This is a genomic window from Thiohalophilus thiocyanatoxydans, assembly GCF_004366735.1.
GTDB lineage: Bacteria > Pseudomonadota > Gammaproteobacteria > UBA6429 > Thiohalophilaceae > Thiohalophilus > Thiohalophilus thiocyanatoxydans.
The window spans coordinates 483308-502994 of record NZ_SOQX01000001.1; the positions used below are offsets into that span (position 1 = coordinate 483308).

Below are 19687 nucleotides of genomic sequence, written 5' to 3' on the forward strand. Positions count from 1 at the left end.
AGCCATGTCACAAGCACAAGGTAGCTATTATTTGCCCGAACCGAGCCACTGGCCGATTGTGGGCTCGATCGGCCTGTTCACCCTGCTGGCCGGTTTCGCCGGATGGCTGCACGGCGGCAGTAGCCTGTGGATAATCGTTGGCGCAATTATTGTCATCGTGATGATGTTTGGCTGGTTCGGCAAGGTCATTTCTGAAAGTGAATCCGGGCAGTATAACGCGCAAGTTGATGTTTCATTTCGGATGGGCATGGCCTGGTTCATTTTCTCGGAAGTCATGTTCTTTGCCGCCTTCTTCGGTGCTCTGTTCTATGTGCGGCAATGGGCATTGCCCTGGCTGGATGGCGCTGGAAACAATGCGATGACCGGCGAGTTGTTGTGGCCGAATTTTCAGGCAGCCTGGCCGTTGATGGATGTCCCGAACCCGGAAGGTTTTGACCGACCGAAGGAAGTTGTCGGTGCATGGGGTGTCCCGTTCTATAACACGATTATCCTGCTGACCTCCGGGCTGACCGTTACCTGGGCACACTGGGGGCTGAAGAAAAACAACCGTACACAACTGATCACGGGTTTGTTCCTGACGGTTGCCCTGGGCGCGTTATTCGTTGCCTTACAGGCCTGGGAATACGGTCATGCGTATACCGATCTGAACCTGAAGCTGTCATCCGGTATCTACGGTTCGACATTCTTTATGTTAACCGGGTTCCACGGATTGCACGTTACCATCGGTGCTATCATGTTGCTGGTGATGCTGTTGCGAGCCATCAAGGGTCACTTCACTGCCAAACATCACTTTGCCTTTGAAGCGGCTGCCTGGTACTGGCACTTTGTGGATGTGGTCTGGCTCGGCCTGTTTATTTTCGTATACTGGCTGTAAGCGGATATATAAGGGCTATGGAAGGCGCCGCGATCGCGGCGCCTTTTTTTTGCTTAAGAGTCTGGCCGGGTAGTGGTGTAATAGAATGCAGTTAGAGACGGTGAAAAAATCGCAATAGCGTTATATCAGCGCGTGTGGTGAAATAAGCCCGAGTGAATAGCCGATCATGATGAAAATCAACAGGCCGATGGACAGGGCGATCCGTACGGTCAATGCCTTGACGGTGCGGGTAGAGTCCTGATTGCCTCTGAGCATGGAAAACAGGGCTGTAGCCAGGCTGAGCAAGATCAGCACCAGGACAGTGACGATGATGGCTTTGAAAAGCATGGTTACCTCCGCAAGCTGATGAGCAAAGTATACCCAAATTGCCGCGACGGGCATATGGACGATTGGTGAGAAAATGCAATTCGGCAATCGCGAATTCCGGCCGCGCCTGTGGCCGACTGTAGCAACACTCATTCTGTTGCCGGTATTGCTCTGGCTGGGCTTCTGGCAGCTGGATCGGGCGCAGGAAAAACGTGAGATTGAACAACGTTATACCGAACAGCAGTCCCGTCCGGCGGTCGGGTTAAACCGGCTCGACCCGGCAGACAAGATAGAATATCGGCGGGTTACGGTTCGTGGACACTTTGCTGACGAGCGACAGATCCTGCTGGATAACCAGATCCATCAGGGACAGGCTGGCTATCATATACTGACGCCGTTACAGATTGAAGACAGCCACCGGTATATCCTGGTTAATCGCGGCTGGGTGAATGGCAGCATGCAACGTAGCAAATTACCGGAAGTTAACACTCCGGATGACGCAGTTGCACTGACCGGCCGGCTGAAAATGCCGGCTGGGATCGGCATTAAACTTGGCGATCAGAGCTATACCGACACCGACTGGCCACGGGTGGTGCAGTGGCTTGATATTCAGGAGTTGGAAAAAGAGACCGGCTACGAGCTGTATCCTTATATATTGCAACTGGATGAAGACCAGCCGCACGGGTTTGTCAGAGAGTGGAAAATTGTCAGCAGTTCGCCTGAGCAGAGTACCAGTTATGCCGTACAGTGGTTCACGCTTGCGCTGGTCCTGGTTTTAATATTCATATTCGTTAACAGTAGAAAAATTGACCATGCAGAACATGAACGTAAGTAAAGCACAGCGCAACAAGGGCCGGCGGGATTTTTTGCTGCTGGTGGCCGTATTCTTTCTACCGATTATTATTGTCCTGATTCTGTATTTCAATCTGGATAAATGGGAAATAGGCGGGGAGCGTAATCATGGGGAACTGATTCAGCCGCCACGTGAATTAAGAGATATTGTTATGACCGACGTGCAGGGCGAAGAGTTTCGCTTTTCCGATGTGCGTGACAGGTGGCTCATGATCAAATTCGGCGGTGCGCAATGTAACGAGAAGTGCAGGGATGAGCTATACCTTATGCGGCAGATACGTCTGGCTCAGGGTGGAAACCGGCAGCGTATTGTACGGATATATATATCGACAGACGGTGCCCCGAAAGAAAGCCTGCGTAATGTGCTGGGCGATCATCCCGAGTTGAAGTTGGTGTATGGGGAGCAGTCCGAAATAAAGAAAATTGTCGAACTGTTTAAACATGATGTCGGCAGTGGGCCGGATGTGCAGTCAATGTACCTGGCTGATCCCCGGGGATATCTGATGATGAGTTACCCTGATGATTATGAACCGAAGGGTGCTATCCGGGATCTGGAACGCTTGTTGAAGTTTGCCCGTTCAGGATAATAAAAAATGAACAAAGAAACGCTGTTTGCCAGACTGGGATTCATTGCCACCGCACTGGCGTTGTGTGTGGTAATACTGGGCGCCTATGTGCGTCTGTCTGACGCGGGGCTGGGCTGTCCCGACTGGCCCGGCTGCTACGGGTACCTGGGTGTGCCGAAAACCGAGCAGGAGGTTATGACAGCCAATTCACTGTACCCGGAACGGCCGGTCGAGGCGCACAAGGCCTGGAAGGAGATGATTCATCGCTATTTCGCCGGGATTCTCGGGCTGCTGGTATTCAGCCTGGCCTTTATTGCCTGGCGTAATCGCCGGCATCCCGGGCAGGCACTCAAGTTGCCGTTGTTCCTGAGCGTACTGATCATATTTCAGGCTTTGCTGGGGATGTGGACCGTCACCATCAAGCTCAAGCCGCTGATCGTAATGTTGCACCTGATGGGGGGGATGGCAACCCTCTCGTTGTTGTGGTGGCTGACCCTGCGACACCTGAATCTGTTTGCCCGCCTGCGCGGGGCTATACAGGAGAGTCGACTGAAAAAACTGGCCCTGGTCGGGTTGCTGGTGGTGGTCGGCCAGATCATGCTGGGGGGCTGGACCAGTGCCAACTATGCGGCCCTGCACTGCACCGATTTTCCCACTTGTCAGGGTGAATGGTGGCCGCAAACCGATTTTGGCGAGGCTTTTACGATGTGGCACGGTATCGGTCCCGACTATGAAGGCGGCGTGATGAGCAATACCGCACGGGTCACGGTACACGTCACACATCGAGTCGGTGCCCTGGTGGTCTTCTTGTATCTCGGCGCACTCGGGCTAATGCTGTTGCTGGGGCGTTTTGGAGGGAGCCTGCGACCGATGGGTTTGACCTTGTTACTCATAATGTTACTGCAGGTCAGCCTGGGGATCGCCAATGTGTTGTTGTCCCTGCCGCTGGGTGTGGCGGTGGCGCATAACGGCGTGGGTGCGTTATTGTTATTGACCCTGGTGAGTCTGAATCACCTGGCATTCAAGCCGCGGAGAACGTGATGGGTGAGTCCGTCAAACAGTCTGAAGCTCGCCCGGCGATTTTCCGGTTGTGGTGTGATTACTATACCCTGTGCAAGCCCAAGGTCGTGGCACTGATCGTGTTTACGGCGGTCGTCGGCATGTTTTTGTCCGTGCCGGGAATGGTGCCATGGCAGCCGTTGATCTTCGGCACGCTGGGGATCGGTCTGGCCGCAGCCTCGGCGGCGGCGATTAACCAGATTGTGGATCAGAAGATCGATGCCCAGATGCAGCGGACCTCGAAACGTCCGCTGCCTTCCGGGACCATTACCAACAAACAGGCCTTGTTGTTTTCCGCCCTGCTGGGTATCGTCTCGATGCTGATCCTGGTTTATCTGGTCAATCCGCTAACCGCCGTGCTCACGCTCTTCTCCCTGATCGGTTACGCCTTTATCTATACCATGTATCTGAAGCGGGCCACCCCGCAGAATATCGTCATCGGCGGGGCCGCCGGTGCCGCGCCGCCGGTACTGGGCTGGACCGCCGTGACCGGGCAGATCCATCCCGATAGCCTGTTGTTGTTTTTGATTATTTACACCTGGACGCCGCCCCATTTCTGGGCGCTGGCCATCCACAAGCGCGAGGAGTACGCCAAGGTGGATGTGCCGATGTTGCCGGTGACCCACGGCGTGCAGTTCACCCGCCTGCATGTCCTGCTGTATACCATTATTATGTTCGGCATCACCCTGTTGCCGTTCGCCACCCGGATGAGCGGCTGGCTCTACTTTATTGGCGCGATTATCCTGGGCGGCATTTTCCTCTACTATGCGATCCGCATGCAGTCTGGCAAGGATCCGAAAATCGCCATCAAAACATTCGGTTATTCCATCGTCTATCTGATGGGACTGTTTGCCCTGCTGCTGATCGATCACTATGTCCCGTTGTTACTGACGCTACGGCCATAATCCACTTTTATTGTAAGTCTTAAAGGCCGGTGTAAATTTTCCCGTATCCAGCCCCGGATGACTCAGCTGTCTATACTTGCGGGGCTATCCGGAGTTGCCTGTCTGTTAACAGATACTTTACAATATTAGGATATCTTCATATACCAGAGGGGTTTTCTCGGGTTTCCTGTGCTGGCGCGGGACGCGGGACTGCCCCTTTTAAATCTATATTACCTGATTCAACCTAGAACCAAGAGGCGTTATATGGCCCACTCAACTGCGCAGGCTACGGAGCAGTATAACTACGATATTGTCCGCAAGTTCACCATTATGACGATTGTCTGGGGTGTGCTGGGGATGTTCGCAGGCTTGTACATAGCATCCGAACTTGCCTGGCCCTTTTTGAACTTCGATATTCCGGAAATCACCTTTGGTCGTTTGCGTCCGGTGCATACCACGTTGGTGATCTTCGGTTTTGGCGGTAGCGCCCTGTTTGCCACCTCCTATTATGTCGTGCAGCGGACCTGTCAGGTGCGGTTATACAATGATGGACTGGCCAATCTGACTTTCTGGGGCTGGCAGGCGTCGATTGTTCTGGCGGCCATCTCCTATGTCATGGGTTACACCCAGGCACGCGAATACGCCGAAATGGTCTGGCCGATCGATATCCTGATCGCGGTGACATGGGTGGCCTATTTTTGGATTTATGTCCAGACCCTGCGCCGTCGAAGCCAGCCGCATATCTATGTCGCCAACTGGTTCTTTATCGCCTTTATTCTTGCCACAGCCCTGTTACATATTTTTAACAACATGGCTGTGCCGGTCAGTATGTTCAGTCTGGAGTCCTACAGTCTGCATGCCGGTGTCCAGGATGCCATGACTCAGTGGTGGTACGGCCATAACGCAGTGGGCTTTTTCCTGACTGCCGCCTTCCTCGGGATGATGTATTACTTTGTGCCCAAGCAGGCCGGACGTCCGGTTTACTCCTATCGTTTGTCGATCATCCATTTCTGGGCACTGATATTCCTGTATATGTGGGTCGGTACTCACCACCTGCACTGGACAGCGATTCCGGACTGGACCTCGACACTGGCGGCCACCTTCTCCATTTTGCTGCTGATGCCCTCCTGGGGCGGGATGATCAACGGCATCATGACGTTGTCAGGCGCCTGGGATAAGCTGCGTACCGATCCGATTATTCGCTTTTTGATCGTGGCGTTATCCTTCTACGGCATGTCGACGTTTGAAGGACCGCTGATGTCACTCAAGAGTGTAAACGCGCTGTCGCATTACACCGACTGGACCATTGGCCACGTGCATTCCGGTGCGTTGGGGTGGGTGGCCATGATTACCTTCGGCTCGCTGTATCACCTGATTCCGCGCCTGTGGGAAACCAAAATGTACAGTGAGAAGCTGATCTATCTGCACTTCTGGCTGGCGACTATCGGCATCGTGCTGTATATCACTGCCATGTGGGTAGCAGGTATTGGTCAGGGCTTGTTACTGCGCGCGTTTGATGAGTACGGTAACCTGGCTTACACATTTGTGGAATCCGTTGCCTTCTTGCATCAGCCGTATGTCTTCCGTGCGTTGGGCGGAGCATTCTTCGTCGTCGGGATTGTCCTGATGGCGTTCAATACCTACATGACTATCCGCAAAGGAAATCGTGAACGGGCTGAACTGGATGCCAAACTGGCCGCGAAAATGGCCAAGGCCTAAAGAAAACAGGATTAGAGAAGCGCAATGAAACATGAAACTATTGAAACCAATGCCGGCTGGCTCATCGTCCTGACGCTGATCGTTATCAGTATCGGTGGGTTGGTCGAAATCGTCCCGTTGTATCTGATCGATGATACGGTGGAAGAGGTGAAGGTCGCCGGCAAGGAAACTGTTCGGCCCTATACGCCTCTCGAACTGCGAGGGCGGGATCTGTATCTGCGTGAAGGTTGCTATACCTGTCACTCGCAGATGGTACGTCCATTCCGTGATGAAGCCTTGCGTTACGGGCACTATTCCCTGGCGGCGGAATCCAAGTTTGATCACCCGTTCCAATGGGGTTCCAAGCGCACCGGACCGGATCTGGCCCGGGTAGGCGACAAGTATTCCAACGAATGGCATGTACAGCATCTGATTGCACCGCGTTCGGTTGTGCCCGAGTCCATCATGCCGAACTATCCGTGGTTGCTGGAAAACAAGCTTGACTACAAGGATGTCGGGGATCGAATGCGCGCGCTGAAGATCGTCGGTGTGCCGTACACGGAAACCGAGGCGGAGTATCAGGCCAACGTCGAGCGTTTTGGTGAAGAAGTTGCCAAAAAGCTGGATATCAACTCGGCTGCGGACAACCTGGTTGCCCAGGCCAACCAGGGGAATTACGACGGTAATCCGAGGGTCGTCAGTGAAATGGACGCCATGGTGGCCTATTTACAGGTTCTTGGAACCATGGTTGATTTCAACCAGTTCGAAGATGGCCACTTTGTGAAATTCCGTTGAGTGTGACCTTCAATGTATGACTGGATAAAATCGATTGTTTACTCCGGAGACGCGAAAACCTTCCTGCTTTTCCTGTTCTTCTTTACATTTGTGGGCGTCATTTTATATGTGTTTACAAATCGAAAACGCAGCAGCCGTCTCGAGTCATACAAGAATATTCCGTTTGAAGATGATGATGTAGTCCATCGCAAGGATACAGACAATGAGTAAAGACAAAACCCAGAAAACAGTTCAGACAACCGGTCACGCCTGGGACGGTGATCTGCAGGAATTTAATAACCCCCTGCCGACATGGTGGCTCTGGGCATTTTATGCCACGGTCGTATTTGCCATTATTTACTGGATACTTTATCCGACGCTGCCGATTGGTGATACGTATACCAAGGGTGCATTTAACGATATCACCTATACGACCGAAGACGGCAAGACCGAGACCACACACTGGAATACCCGCGCCCTGTTTGAAAAAGAGATGCAGGAGGCGAGGGAAATGCAGGCCAAATATGTGGAACGGTTGAGCGATGCCTCCTACCAGGAGATCCAGTCGGATCCGGAGCAGAGTGGATTCGCCTTTTCCATGGCCAAGGTACTGTTTGCGGATAACTGTGCCGCCTGCCACCAGACCGGCGGTAATGGTGTTATTGGCATGTATCCGAACTTGATTGATGATGCCTGGCTGTGGGGCGGCTCCTTCGAACAAATCGAGCAAAGTATCCGTGAAGGTCGTCAGGGGAATATGCCCGGCTTCAAGGGGCAATTGTCATCACAGCAGATAGGCGATGTTTCTGCCTATGTTCTGAGCCTGTCCGGTCACGAGATGCCGGAAGATGAAATTTCCCGGGGTGAAGAGGTTTTTGCTGCCAATTGCGCCGTTTGTCATGGTAACGATGCCCAGGGCAAGACCGCGATGGGGTCGGCGAATCTGACCGACAGTATCTGGACTATCGTGGATGTGCCCGCCGCCGACAGTATGGAGGAGAAAAAATCCGCTGTTATGGAACTGGTAAGGGAGGGTAAATCCCGGGAAATGCCGGCCTGGAAGGAACGTTTGTCGGACACTGAAATCAAGATTCTGACTTACTATGTGCACGAGATGGGCGGTGGCAAATAAGCCAGCCAGACTCGAAGAATAACAGCCAGGGGGGGAGGGTACGTTTGCAGAACGCGGACGGCCCTCCCTTTGTTATCTGTGGTCGTCGTGCGTAACAGGGCCTGAGCCGCTTGTCGTAACAGGTATCGTGTTACCGTATTGGTTATCTGAGATTAAAATGAAGCAGGAATGACACAAACCGCCTATCAGTCCCGTATTCCGATTTATCCGCGTTCCGTCAAAGGTCGTTTTCGGACGATCAAGTACGCGGTGCTGGCACTCGCTTACGGGGTCTATTTCCTGCTGCCATGGTTGCGCTGGGAGCGGGAGAGCGGACCGACCCAGGCGGTATTGTTTGATCTGGCCGGGCGGCATTTCTATCTGTTCGATCTGGTGGTATACGCGCAGGATATTTTCTGGCTCGCCGGCGTACTGGTGATCTTTGCGTTGTTAATGTTTTTCGTGACCGGGCTGGCGGGCCGGGTCTTTTGCGGTTATTTCTGTTTTCAGACCCTGTGGACCGATGTCTATATTTTGATCGAACGGTTGGTACAGGGTGAACGTAATGCCCGAATCAAACTGGCCGAAGCCCCCTGGAGCAAGATCAAGTTCTTCAAGCTGGGGATGACGCACCTGCTGTGGCTGGTGATGGCGTTTGTGACCGGGCTGACCTTTGTCCTTTATTGGGGTAATGCGCCAGAGCTGGTGCTCAGCTTCTTCCGTGGCGAGGCACCCTTTGCTGCCTATGCCACCACCTTGTTCCTGACGGCGACGACGTATGTGATGGCCGGACTGGCTCGCGAGCAGGTCTGTACCTATATGTGTCCCTATGCCCGTTTCCAGGCGGTGATGTTCGATCGCGATACCCTGATCGTCGCCTATGACGAGCAGCGCGGTGAGCGCGAGCAGGGACGGCACAAGCCTTCCAGGGACTACATGGAACGCGAGGCCCGGATCGCCGACAAGGTAGGCGACTGCATCGATTGCGGGTACTGTGTACAGGTCTGTCCGGTGGGCATCGATATCCGTAATGGACTGCAATACCAGTGCATCTCCTGTGCCCTGTGTATCGATGCCTGCGATACCATTATGGACAGCATCGGTTATCCGCGCGGTCTGATTCGTTATACCTCGCAGAAGGCGCTTGAAGGAGAGAAGAGTAATCTCTTTAACCTGAAAAATACCGGCTATGCACTGGTGTTGCTGGCGGCGATTGGCATGTTGGTCTGGGCGATAACTCACCGCGATATGGTGGAACTCAGTGTTGCCCAGTTCCGTCAGCCGCTGTCGGTCACTCTCTCCGATGGCCGGATCCAGAACCGTTACGAGATCAAGATCAATAACAAAACAAGCCAGTCGGTCCGCTACCGGATCAGTATCGAGGGTCTGCCACGTGCCGAGCTGGATCTGAGTGACGACTCGAAGGTGACTATTGGTCCTGAAAACAGTCTCAAGTTAATTGCCAAGGTGAACCGGCGACCCGAGTCCGCGAAGGAGGGGCGTGAGACGTTCGATTTTGTGATCCATCAGCTGGATAGTGAACAGCCCCTGGAATCCCGCCGTACAACCTTTTTCTATACACCATGAACACACCAGGGCCTTTGCCATGACGGACATACTTTATTCACTACTTGGCGGTATGGTTGCTGTCTCGGTTGTATTCATGCTGTTGTATCGCTTCAGCCGGCTGGACGGCAAGATGGTCGCCGTGGTTGTCGCCTTGCTGGTAGTGGGTATCTACATGCCGCTGGTGATTATCAAATGGCCGGGTGCCGATGTGTTCGCGATCCATATTGCACTCTATCTGGTCACAGTCTATGTGCTGGGGATTATCAGCAGCCAGCGCGATGCGCGGCGCGAAGATGGCGAGACAGGGCGCTGGTTTCACTGGGGACCGGCGACAATTGTGATCTTTTTCATGGTGGTCATCGCCGTGAACTCCGTCTATATCCTGATGGCGCAAAAGGGCCTGGACAGCAAGGCAACCAACTGGCTGCTACCCGAACCGCGCGGCGGCGGGCAGGTCAGCTCCCACTTCCCCGGTACCGTGGCGCGCGATTTTCGCAAGGAAGAGGGGGAGTTCAACCAGTTTCAGCAGCAGATGAAGGAACAGGCGGCCCGTGGCTGGCAGATTCAGAAGGGCTGGGTGGGCGAGGCCCTGGCCCGGCAACCGTCCCGCTTCAAACTGCGGGTGCTCGATCGAAACAGCACGCCGATCGGCGATGCCGAGGTCAGTGGCGTGTTCCTGCGCCCGGGCGACAGCCGGCTGGATCAGCCGTTTGAGATGCAGTCGCAGCCCGGGGAGCCCGGCAGTTATCGGGTCGAGCTGGTCCTGCCCGACGCCGGCCGCTGGGAGCTGTTGCTGCAGGTGCGTCGGGGTGAACAAACCCACGAGATCAAGGCCACCACGCGGATCGAGGCCGCTCGCTGAGGCGCCCGCCCATGGTTGAGGAGCAACACAGCTGTTTTCACTGCGGGCAGCCGGTTCCTCCAGGCAGTCACTACCAGGTCGTCATTGACGGGCAGGCGCGGCCCATGTGTTGCCCCGGTTGCGAGGCGGTGGCCAACGCCATTGTCGAGGCGGGTCTGGACGACTTCTACCGTTATCGCACAGATAACGCCCCCAATCCCTCTCAACTGGTCCCGGATGTTCTGGAGACGCTGGATCTGTATGACCGGCCCGAGGTGCAACAGCGTTTTGTCAGTGGCGAACCCGAGGAGCGCGAAGCGGCACTGATCCTCGAGGGGATCACCTGCGCCGCCTGTGTCTGGTTGAGTGAGCGCCATGTCGGCCGCTTGCCGGGGGTGCTGGAGTTTTCCGTCAATTACAGTACCCAGCGCGCGCGGGTGCGCTGGGATGAGCGCCAGATCCAGCTCAGTGACATCCTCAAGGCGATCAGCGCCATTGGCTATCTGGCCCACCCCTATGATCCCCGGCATCAGGCGAAGGTGCACCAGCGTGAGCGGGGGCGCGCCCTGCGCCGGCTCGCCGTGGCCGGGCTGGGCATGATGCAGGTGATGATGCTGGCCGTGGCGCTTTACGCCGGCGAGGACCAGGGCATGAGCCCCGAGATGATGCATTTTTTGCGCTGGGTCAGCCTGGTGATTGCCACGCCGGTGGTCTGGTATGCGGGGTGGCCGTTTTTCAGCGGCGCCTGGCGCGATCTGCGCCAGCGCCGGCTGGGCATGGATGTGCCGGTGGCGCTGGCCGTGGGCGGCACCTATCTGGCGAGCCTGATTGCCACCGTCAGCCGCGGTGGCGAGGTCTATTTCGAGTCGGCCACCATGTTCGTCTTCTTTTTGCTCATGGGGCGCTATCTGGAGATGGGGGCACGCCAGCGCGCCAGCGCGGCGGTGGAGTCCCTGGCCACCCTGCTGCCGGCACTGGCCACCCGCCTGGAGGCGGATGGCAGTGAATCCCGGGTCGGGGTGGCCGAGCTGGCTCCCGGGGACCGGGTGCGTATCCGCCCGGGCGAGACGGTGCCGGCCGATGGCGAGATCCTGCACGGCACCTCGAGCGTGGACGAGTCGCTGCTGACCGGTGAAAGTCTGCCCCGCGCCCGGCGTCCCGGCGAGGCGCTGATCGGCGGCGCAGTCAATGTGGAGAGTCCGCTGGACATGCGGGTGACGCGGGTCGGGCAGGACACGGTCCTCTCGGGGATCCAGCGCCTGCTGGACCGGGCCCAGAGCGAGAAGCCGCGGATTGCCCGGCTGGCCGAGCGGGGCACCGGCTGGTTCGTGCTGGGGGTGTTGGTGCTGGCGGCGGGGGCGGCGCTGGTCTGGTGGCAGATCGAGCCCGTGCGGGCCTTCTGGGTGGCGGTGGCGGTGCTGGTGGTCAGCTGCCCCTGCGCCCTGGCGCTGGCCACCCCGGTGGCGATGACCGCCAGTACCGGCCAGCTGACCCGACGGGGGGTGATTACCACCCGCGGCCATGCCCTGGAGACGCTGGCGCGAATCGATACCCTGGTGTTCGACAAGACCGGGACCCTCACCGAGGGCGAACTGCGTCTGGAGCAGGTGACGCCGCTGGGCGCGTTGCCGGCGGCGCGCTGCCATGCCCTGGCCGCGGCGCTGGAGCAGGGCTCGGAGCACCCGCTGGCACGGGCGATCGTCGCCGAGGCGCCCGAAACCGTGCCGGTCGAGCAGTTGCAGGCCACGCCCGGGCGCGGCGTCGCCGGCGAGATCGACGGCGTCGCCTATCGGGTCGGTAATCTGGCGTTTGTGCAGGAGCTCAGCGGCGCGGGGTCCGTACCGCAACCGGTCCCGGGTCAGAGTCCCGTCTATCTGGGCGCGTCGGACGGATTACTGGCGGTGCTGACGCTGAGCGATCAATTGCGCCCCGACGCCGCGCAGACCGTGGCGGCGCTGATGGCACAGGGGATCGCGGTGCGGCTGTTTTCCGGGGATGAGCCGGCCACGGTGCAGCGGGTGGCCGAGCAGCTCGGGATTGCGCACGCGCGGGGCGGCCTGTTGCCGGCCGACAAGCTGGCCGGATTGCGCGAGTTACAGGCGCAGGGGCGCACCGTGGCCATGGTCGGTGACGGCGTGAATGACGCGCCGGTGCTCTCCCGGGCCCATGTCTCCATTGCCATGGCCAGCGGGGTTGAGCTGGCACGCAACAGTGCCGATATGATCCTCCAGTCCAACCGGCTGAGCCATTTGCCGGCTGCCGTGGATCAGGCGCGATCGACCCTGCGTATTATTCACCAGAATATCGGCTGGGCACTGGGGTATAATCTGGTAGCGTTGCCAGTCGCGGCCGCCGGTCTGCTTACCCCGTGGCTGGCCGCGCTGGGCATGTCCCTCAGCTCGCTGCTGGTGGTACTCAACGCCCTGCGCCTGTTGCGGCGGGAGGACGAGGCGTCGCCCGCGCCGGCGGCCCGCCGCACCGGGGTTCAGCCGCCGGACAAGATGGCGGATAATAAGGCCAAAACCGGCTGAGCCGGCCCGGCGCCGGACAGAGGAGTCCTCAGCATGGAAATTCTTTATCTGCTCATCCCCATCGCCGTGGTGGTCATGGCCGTGGCCATTGGCGCGCTGGTGTGGGCGGTGCGCAGCGGGCAGTTTGATGATCTGGAGGGACCGGCCCACCGGATATTGATGGATGATGACGATCCCCGCATTCCCCGCCGACGGGAGGAGGCCGAATCCTCCCGGAAGCCGGAACAGGATAAGGACAAGCCGACTTGATGCGCGGCCCCGGCTTTATTAGAATTTACTTATTAACGATGATGCCTTTTTGGAGAACCCGATGAAAGAGATGTTCACTTTCCAGAATTTGCCCATGGTAATCGTGGTTGTGCTGATTGCCATTTCCTGGTTCAGCTTACTGACAGTCCTGATTGCCGGCTGAATCCCGCCCCGGCCCCTTTACCGGGGAGGCGGTTCCGCCTCGTCTGGTAAGGGTGCGTTCCACCTACCTTACCGTTCTTTTCCTGCGCGTGGTTCCTGCGCAGCAGCCCCCGCTGTGGGCGAGTGCAATAACAAGGTTGTCGAAAATCCGCCCAAAGAGGTCTACGTTGTTGGCAGGGGACGCTGAACACGTGTTGGCAATCGCGGAGGTGTTTTATGGCCGACAAGAAAGCGCAATCCCGTTCGTCCATCAGCATGCATGAAGGAATCGCGGTCTGGTGTGATTGCTGTTCCTGCGAGATCGAACCCTACTGGCAGGCGGTGGCAGACGAGCTGGGTATCGATCTGGGCAGTGACTATGAATCTAACAACGTGCCTGATAAGCCGGAGTCAATTCCCGGAGACTCTGGAAGTTAACGCGGAGGACGCGGAGTCGCAGAGGCGCGGAGAAATGAATTGTTATGTCGGTGTAGTCATTCTATTCGTGCGAGTTGACGCTGCGTAGTACGCAACCCGTACTCATTCCGCAGGGCTGATAATTAACGCGGAGGACGCAGAGAAGATATTTTGTGGCCTCAGGCATAAGGCGGTGAGTTATTATTTTGTGCCATAACTCTTTTTCGCATTGGCAGCATTTTATTCTCCGCGCCTCTGCGACTCCGCGTCCTCCGCGTTATTCCCAGAGCGTATGCCAGAGCGTATGAGAGAAACCTACCGGGTACTGAAACAAAAAAGGCCTCACAGTGGAGGCCTTTTTATTGATGCATGTAGTCCAGTTTAAGCGGCCAATGCACCGCGCAGTTTCTTCATGGCGTTGGATTCGAGCTGGCGAACCCGTTCGGCCGAGATGTCGTAGGTATCGGCCAGATCATGCAGCGTGGATTTTTTGTCGCTCAACCAGCGCCGGGTGATGATGTCGCGACTGCGATCGTCCAGATTCTGCAGGGCGCCCAGCAACTGCTGTTTGTTATGCGCTTCCCACTGCTGATCTTCCACCTCCTGCGAAGGCTCGTGGCTCATATCTTCGAGGAAGCCCACCGGTGACAGATTGGGGCGATCATCATCGTCATCGTCGGGCTGATCAAAGCCGACATCCTGCCCGCTCATGCGCGATTCCATCTCGCGCACGTCCTTGGTGGTGACACCCAGATCCTCGGCGACCGATTCGACTTCGTCCTGGTTGAACCAGCCCAGACGCTGTTTGGCGCTGCGCAGGTTGAAGAACAGTTTACGCTGCGCCTTGGTGGTGGCCACCTTGACGATGCGCCAGTTGCGCAGGATGTATTCGTGGATCTCGGCGCGGATCCAGTAGACCGCGAAGGAGACCAGACGCACCCCCACATTGGGGTCGAAGCGTTTGACCGCCTTCATCAGGCCGATATTGCCCTCCTGGATCAGGTCCGCCTGGGGCAGGCCGTAGCCGCTGTAGCTGCGGGCAATGTGGACCACGAAGCGCAGATGCGAGAGCACCAGCTGCTGCGCGGCGTCCAGCTCCTGTTGCTCCTGCCAGCGCCGGGCCAGTGAGGTCTCTTCCTCCGCGGAAAGCATCGGAATACTGCGCGTCGCCTGGATGTAGGACTCCAGGTTGCCGGTTGGCACGGCCAGTTGCAGTTGTAGACCCTTACTCATAGTCTGTGTATCCTCGTTCATCATATTCTCAATACTAGCACTCACAACTTTAGAGTGCCAGATCGACCATTAGTTCCCTCTAATATATAGCCGGAAAGCGTTGCCATTTCAAGGGGTTGAGACCGCTCATTCGTTGGAAAAGTTCCACGGCGACGCCTGCGGCCCCTCGCTGGTGAAGATACTGGCGCGGTTGCGGCCCTGTGCCTTGGAATAATACAGGGCCTCATCGGCCTTGCTCAGAAACTCGCTCAGGTGACAGTCCGGGTGATCCTCGGTGCTGGCCAGGCCGATGCTGACCGTGGTGTCGACGCCCGCCGGCTGCAGCTGCTCGATGTGCTGGCGCAGCTGCTCGGCACGGTCGAGCATGGCGTCGGCCGGTTGCTGTTTGATCAGCACGCAGAACTCCTCGCCGCCGAAGCGTACCACCATGTTTTCGGGGAACCACTGATTGAGCGTTTGCCCCAGTTCGGCCAGGACGTGATCCCCGGTAATGTGTCCCAGTGTGTCATTGGTCCGTTTGAAGTGGTCGATGTCGATCAGCATGGCCCACAGCGGGTGCAGATCGGGGTTCTGGATGTAGCTTTCACCATTATCCATCAGATAGCGCTTGCTGCGCACGCCGGTCAGGCTGTCGGTAGCGGCGATCCAGCGCATGGTTTCGGCCTGCTGTTTGAGGGCATCGTACTGATGCTTGATCAGCAACAGGGAACGCACCCGGGCGATCAGAACCTCTTCGATCAGCGGTTTGCCGACAAAGTCGTTGCCTCCGGCATGGAAGATCTCGACCTGTTTCTGTTTGTCGTCAGACCCGGTCAACACCAGCACCGGCAACTCCTGTTGCGACAGATGCAGGCGGGCGCGGATAGCGTGCAGCAGATCCCCCCCGGTGAGCGAGCCCTCGAGGAAGAAGTCGGTAATGACCATGTCGAAATCGTCTTTTCCGCTCTGATTATCGAGCAGGACAATGGCCTGTTCGGCGTTGTCGGTCAGGGTGACCTTGAGGCCGTGTTTTTCGAGAATTTTGCGGGTCACCGCCGCGGCGGTGCGGCTGTCTTCCACATACAGGATATGGCCCACCAGCCCGGTGTTGCGCTGGATGAAGGATTTGATGAAATCGCCGAAGGCCCTGTAGCCGTTGGACTTGTCGAAATAGTCGGTGACACCGGATTCGAAACCCTCCTTGAGCAGGCGGATATCGGCGTCGCCGGAGACCACGATCACGGGGGTATAATGGTGGCGTTTGGTGTCGCGGATGGCCCGGCTCAGTGCCAGTCCGTCCATGTCCGACAGCAGCAGGGCCGTGGTTACCAGATCGAAATCCTGCTCTTTCAGTTGCGTGATGGCGTCAGTTCCCGATTCACAGGTGACGACCTCGACGTTCTCGATTTCGCTACGCAAAATCCGCGCGAGGATCGCCCGTGATACGGACGAACCGTCGACTACCATGATGCGGGTAAGCGTCTCTGACATGGTTTATTATTCGATATCACATGTTACCGGGCCACCGTTTGTATCGACAGCCACGGCACAATCTGTAACGAATTCAGGGTTGTTTTAGTGTGTGGCGCTCAGCCGGGTTCGATATCGCGCAAATGGCGCCCCACGGCAATCCAGGAGCCCACCAGACCGAGCAGAATACCCGATATTAACAGGCCCACGGTGGTTTGGGTATTCAACCCGGTCAGGGTAAAACTGTTCTGGTAGAGCGCGGCCAGCTTTTGCACCGGTCCGTTGAGGATCCACAGCGAGATGCTGACCAGCAGCCAGGCGATGATCCCGCCGAACAGCCCGTACCAGAAGCCGGTGTAGAGAAACGGCCGGCGGATGAAGGCATCGGTGCCGCCGATCAGCTTGATGATCACGATCTCGTCCCGGCGGTTCTGGATGGCCAGGCGAATGGTATTGCCCACCACCAGCAGCACCGCCAGCGCCAGCAGGCTGGCCAGCACATACACTCCCTGACGCAGGATGTCCATGATGGCATAGAGCCGCTTGACCCACTGCACATCGAGGCGAGCCAGATCCACCCGGGGATCCTCGCGCAACTCGTCCAGCAGCGCTTCAGTCGTCGCCGGATCGTTCCGTTGCAGGCGCGGTTGCACGACGACGACCGCCGGCAGGGGGTTTTCCTCCAGGGTATCGAGGGCATCGCCAAAGCCCGACAGTCGCTGGAATTCGGCCAGCGCCTCCTCGGGCGAAAGATAGTGGACCCGGCGAATCCGGGGGTGCTCCTCGAGCTGGCTCACCAGCCGGCGTGCCTGGCTGTCAGCGGTGCCGCGTTGCAAAAACAGGGAGATCTGGCTGGCTTCGTCCCAGCCGCCGCTCAGCTGCTGGGCGTTTTTGAGCACCACATGCAACCCGGTGGGCAGGGCCAGGGCGATCCCGATGACCGCCGCGGTCATCAGCAGGGAGGTCGGGCGTCGGCTGAGCTGGCCGAGAGTATAGAAAAATACCTGGGCGTGGCGCAGCAAATGCGTCTTGAGCCGGCCTGCCAGACCGACGCGGCGCGATTCGCTGCGCGCTGGCCGGGGCCGGGACCGGGGTTTGTGCTGGGCGTGACGGGTGCGGCGCATGGGATTACTCGGCCGGATCGCTGTCGGTGCTCAGCCGACCCTGTTCCAGGGTGAGGCGGCGATAGGGGAGGCTCGAAATCAGGGCCAGATCGTGACTGGCCACCAGTACGGTGACCCCCACCTGACTGAAATCTTCGAAAATGCGCATGATCTCGGTGGAGAGCGTCGGATCCAGATTCCCGGTCGGCTCGTCGGCCAGCAGCAGCGGCGGCTTGTTGACCACCGCGCGGGCGATGCCGACCCGCTGCTGTTCCCCGCCGGAGAGGGTGATCGGATAGGCCTTCTCCTTGCCCAGCAGACCCACCTTGTCCAGCGCGGCACGGACCCGACGGTCGACCTCGCCCCGGGGTTGACCGGCGATGATCAGCGGCAGGGCCACATTGTCGAACACGGTGCGATCGAACAGCAGCTGATGGTCCTGAAAGATAATGCCGATATTGCGCCGGAAATAGGGGATGCGGCGACGGCTGATGCGCGCCAGGTTCTGGTTGTTGATGAATACCTGGCCACGGCTGGGCCGTTCCAGCAGGGCGATAAGCTTGAGCAGGGTGCTCTTGCCGGCCCCCGAATGACCGGTTAAAAAGGCCATCTGCCCCGCCGGTATGTAAAAATTGACATTGCTCAGCGCCTCGTAGCCGCCGGGGTAGCGTTTGCTGGTCGCGGTAAAGCGAATCATCAGTAATAACAGGGACGAGGGACGAGGGACGAGGGACGAGGAAAGCCCGCAAGCTTTCCGGTCAAAGCCGAATTCAGTGGTTTCGGTGTTATCGGTGATTGATTTGGATTCACCCCGGGTTCCCCTTTACATGCAAGTACGGTGCGTAACGCTTTGGCTTGCCTTGTTTGTCTGACGCGGTCACGAATTGACCGACTTGCCGCTTTTTTATTATTGCTCCGGCGCCTCGCCGGCGTCGCTGCCCAGCAGGGCCTGGACGAATTCGCCGGCGTGGAACGGGCGCAGGTCCTCGATACTCTCGCCGACGCCGACGAAGCGGATCGGCACGCCCAGTTTCTGGGCGATGGCAAAGATTACCCCGCCTTTGGCGGTGCCGTCGAGCTTGGTCAGGGTGATGCCGGTGAGTCCGACGGCGTCATGGAACTGCTCGGCCTGGACCAGGGCGTTCTGGCCGGTGCCGGCGTCCACCACCAGCATCACCTCGTGGGGCGCGGCCGGATCCAGCTTGGTCATCACCCGTTTGACCTTTTTCAGCTCGTCCATCAGGTTGGACTGGGTATGCAGGCGCCCGGCGGTGTCGGCAATCAGCACGTCGATGCCCCGCGAGCGGGCCGCGGCCATGGCGTCATAAATGACCGAGGCGCTGTCGGCGCCGTGTTGCTGGGCGATGACGGGGATCGCGTTGCGTTCCCCCCAGGTCTGCAGTTGTTCGATGGCGGCGGCACGGAAGGTATCGCCGGCGGCCAGCATCACCGAATGGCCCTGTTGCTGTAGCTGGCGGGCCAGTTTGCCGATGGTGGTGGTCTTGCCGGCGCCGTTGATACCCACCATCAGGATCACAAACGGCCGGCAGGTGGTGTCGATGGTCAGCGGCGCCTCGCAGGGGGCCAGGATCTGTTGCATATTCTGCTGCAGGGCCTCCAGCAGGGCGTCGCTGTCCTGCAGTTCCTTGCGCGAGACCCGGGCGGTCAGTTCATCGATGATCCGCCGGGTTGCCTCCACGCCGACATCGGCGCTCAACAGCAGGGTCTCGATCTCTTCGAGCAGATCATCGTCGATCCGCTTTTTGCCCAGGGTCAGCTGGGCCAGCCCGTCGCCCAGGCCGGCGCGGGTGCGCGAGAGGCCCTGTTTCAGCCGGGCAAACAGGCCCGGCGAGGCCGCTGCCTCATCCGGCGTTTTTGTCTTGGATTTGCGGAAACCAAACATTGAATATAGGGTCGTAGTAGTTGTAAAACGAAATGCGGTGGAATCGGTTGTTCCTGTGTTCCAGGCGCACTATCCTACCATCGCTCGCTCTTTTGAGTAAGTTAATAACACGTCATACAGGCCAAAT

Annotated in this window: 20 protein-coding genes; 14 read left to right on the forward strand and 6 right to left on the reverse strand. The window is 57.9% G+C overall.

Translation table 11 applies throughout. The features are described from left to right. Positions 1-4: 4 nt before the first annotated feature. The gene (locus tag EDC23_RS02255; RefSeq protein ID WP_134080691.1) at positions 5-874 is read left to right on the forward strand and encodes a cytochrome c oxidase subunit 3; all 870 of its coding nucleotides are present in this window, start codon (positions 5-7) and stop codon (positions 872-874) included. 120 nt (positions 875-994) lie between these two features. Here the strand turns inward: EDC23_RS02255 and EDC23_RS02260 are convergent, their stop codons facing one another. Beyond that, on the reverse strand, positions 995-1201 hold the full coding sequence (locus EDC23_RS02260; protein ID WP_134080693.1) for a twin transmembrane helix small protein: 207 nt from the start codon (positions 1199-1201) through the stop codon (positions 995-997). Positions 1202-1274: 73 nt separating this feature from the next. On the opposite strand from EDC23_RS02260, the gene EDC23_RS02265 reads away from it, so the two are divergent. The 13 genes from EDC23_RS02265 to EDC23_RS02325 all read left to right on the forward strand — a co-directional run bounded on the left by EDC23_RS02265 (position 1275) and on the right by EDC23_RS02325 (position 13893). After that, entirely contained in the window at positions 1275-2015 is a 741-nt protein-coding gene (locus EDC23_RS02265) for an SURF1 family protein (protein WP_134080695.1), read from the forward strand. After that, entirely contained in the window at positions 1993-2619 is a 627-nt protein-coding gene (locus EDC23_RS02270) for an SCO family protein (RefSeq protein ID WP_134080697.1), read from the forward strand. The genes EDC23_RS02265 and EDC23_RS02270 overlap by 23 nt, the downstream gene beginning before the upstream one ends. A gap of 6 nt (positions 2620-2625) precedes the next feature. Further along, a complete protein-coding gene (locus tag EDC23_RS02275) occupies positions 2626-3639 on the forward strand; it encodes a COX15/CtaA family protein (RefSeq protein WP_134080699.1) in 1014 nt (337 codons plus the stop codon). Next, positions 3639-4562: a heme o synthase gene (cyoE, locus tag EDC23_RS02280; RefSeq protein ID WP_134080701.1), complete on the forward strand. Its 924-nt coding sequence runs from the start codon at positions 3639-3641 to the stop codon at positions 4560-4562. The genes EDC23_RS02275 and cyoE overlap by 1 nt, the downstream gene beginning before the upstream one ends. Positions 4563-4805: 243 nt before the next feature. Next, entirely contained in the window at positions 4806-6260 is a 1455-nt protein-coding gene (gene ccoN, locus EDC23_RS02285; protein ID WP_134080703.1) for a cytochrome-c oxidase, cbb3-type subunit I, read from the forward strand. 24 nt (positions 6261-6284) lie between these two features. Then, the gene (ccoO, locus tag EDC23_RS02290; RefSeq protein WP_134080705.1) at positions 6285-7034 is read left to right on the forward strand and encodes a cytochrome-c oxidase, cbb3-type subunit II; all 750 of its coding nucleotides are present in this window, start codon (positions 6285-6287) and stop codon (positions 7032-7034) included. Positions 7035-7046: 12 nt separating this feature from the next. Beyond that, the gene (locus EDC23_RS02295) at positions 7047-7244 is read left to right on the forward strand and encodes a cbb3-type cytochrome c oxidase subunit 3 (protein WP_134080707.1); all 198 of its coding nucleotides are present in this window, start codon (positions 7047-7049) and stop codon (positions 7242-7244) included. Beyond that, positions 7237-8145, forward strand: coding sequence for a cytochrome-c oxidase, cbb3-type subunit III (gene ccoP / locus EDC23_RS02300; protein ID WP_134080709.1), 909 nt, complete (start codon positions 7237-7239; stop codon positions 8143-8145). Before EDC23_RS02295 ends, ccoP begins: the two co-directional genes overlap by 8 nt. Positions 8146-8313: 168 nt before the next feature. Continuing rightward, on the forward strand, positions 8314-9711 hold the full coding sequence (gene ccoG, locus EDC23_RS02305; protein ID WP_134080711.1) for a cytochrome c oxidase accessory protein CcoG: 1398 nt from the start codon (positions 8314-8316) through the stop codon (positions 9709-9711). 19 nt (positions 9712-9730) lie between these two features. Beyond that, positions 9731-10555 (forward strand): FixH family protein, encoded by an 825-nt coding sequence (locus EDC23_RS02310; protein WP_134080713.1) that lies wholly within the window; start codon positions 9731-9733, stop codon positions 10553-10555. Between the two features lie 11 nt (positions 10556-10566). Beyond that, entirely contained in the window at positions 10567-13065 is a 2499-nt protein-coding gene (locus EDC23_RS02315) for a heavy metal translocating P-type ATPase (protein WP_134080715.1), read from the forward strand. Positions 13066-13098: 33 nt separating this feature from the next. After that, positions 13099-13314, forward strand: a complete 216-nt coding sequence (gene ccoS, locus EDC23_RS02320; protein ID WP_134080717.1) for a cbb3-type cytochrome oxidase assembly protein CcoS — start codon at positions 13099-13101, stop codon at positions 13312-13314. Between the two features lie 378 nt (positions 13315-13692). Continuing rightward, positions 13693-13893 (forward strand): hypothetical protein, encoded by a 201-nt coding sequence (locus EDC23_RS02325; protein ID WP_134080719.1) that lies wholly within the window; start codon positions 13693-13695, stop codon positions 13891-13893. Positions 13894-14253: 360 nt separating this feature from the next. On the opposite strand, the gene rpoH is transcribed toward EDC23_RS02325, so the two are convergent. From rpoH to ftsY, 5 genes are all read right to left on the reverse strand, one after another. Further along, a complete protein-coding gene (rpoH, locus tag EDC23_RS02330; protein ID WP_134080721.1) occupies positions 14254-15105 on the reverse strand; it encodes an RNA polymerase sigma factor RpoH in 852 nt (283 codons plus the stop codon). 126 nt (positions 15106-15231) lie between these two features. Then, complete coding sequence (locus tag EDC23_RS02335) at positions 15232-16575, reverse strand: response regulator (protein ID WP_134080723.1); 1344 nt, start codon at positions 16573-16575, stop codon at positions 15232-15234. 98 nt (positions 16576-16673) lie between these two features. Beyond that, a complete protein-coding gene (gene ftsX / locus EDC23_RS02340) occupies positions 16674-17678 on the reverse strand; it encodes a permease-like cell division protein FtsX (RefSeq protein ID WP_134080725.1) in 1005 nt (334 codons plus the stop codon). 4 nt (positions 17679-17682) lie between these two features. After that, entirely contained in the window at positions 17683-18354 is a 672-nt protein-coding gene (gene ftsE, locus EDC23_RS02345) for a cell division ATP-binding protein FtsE (protein WP_134080727.1), read from the reverse strand. 210 nt (positions 18355-18564) lie between these two features. Continuing rightward, the gene (gene ftsY / locus EDC23_RS02350) at positions 18565-19560 is read right to left on the reverse strand and encodes a signal recognition particle-docking protein FtsY (RefSeq protein ID WP_134080729.1); all 996 of its coding nucleotides are present in this window, start codon (positions 19558-19560) and stop codon (positions 18565-18567) included. Positions 19561-19687 lie beyond the last annotated feature (127 nt).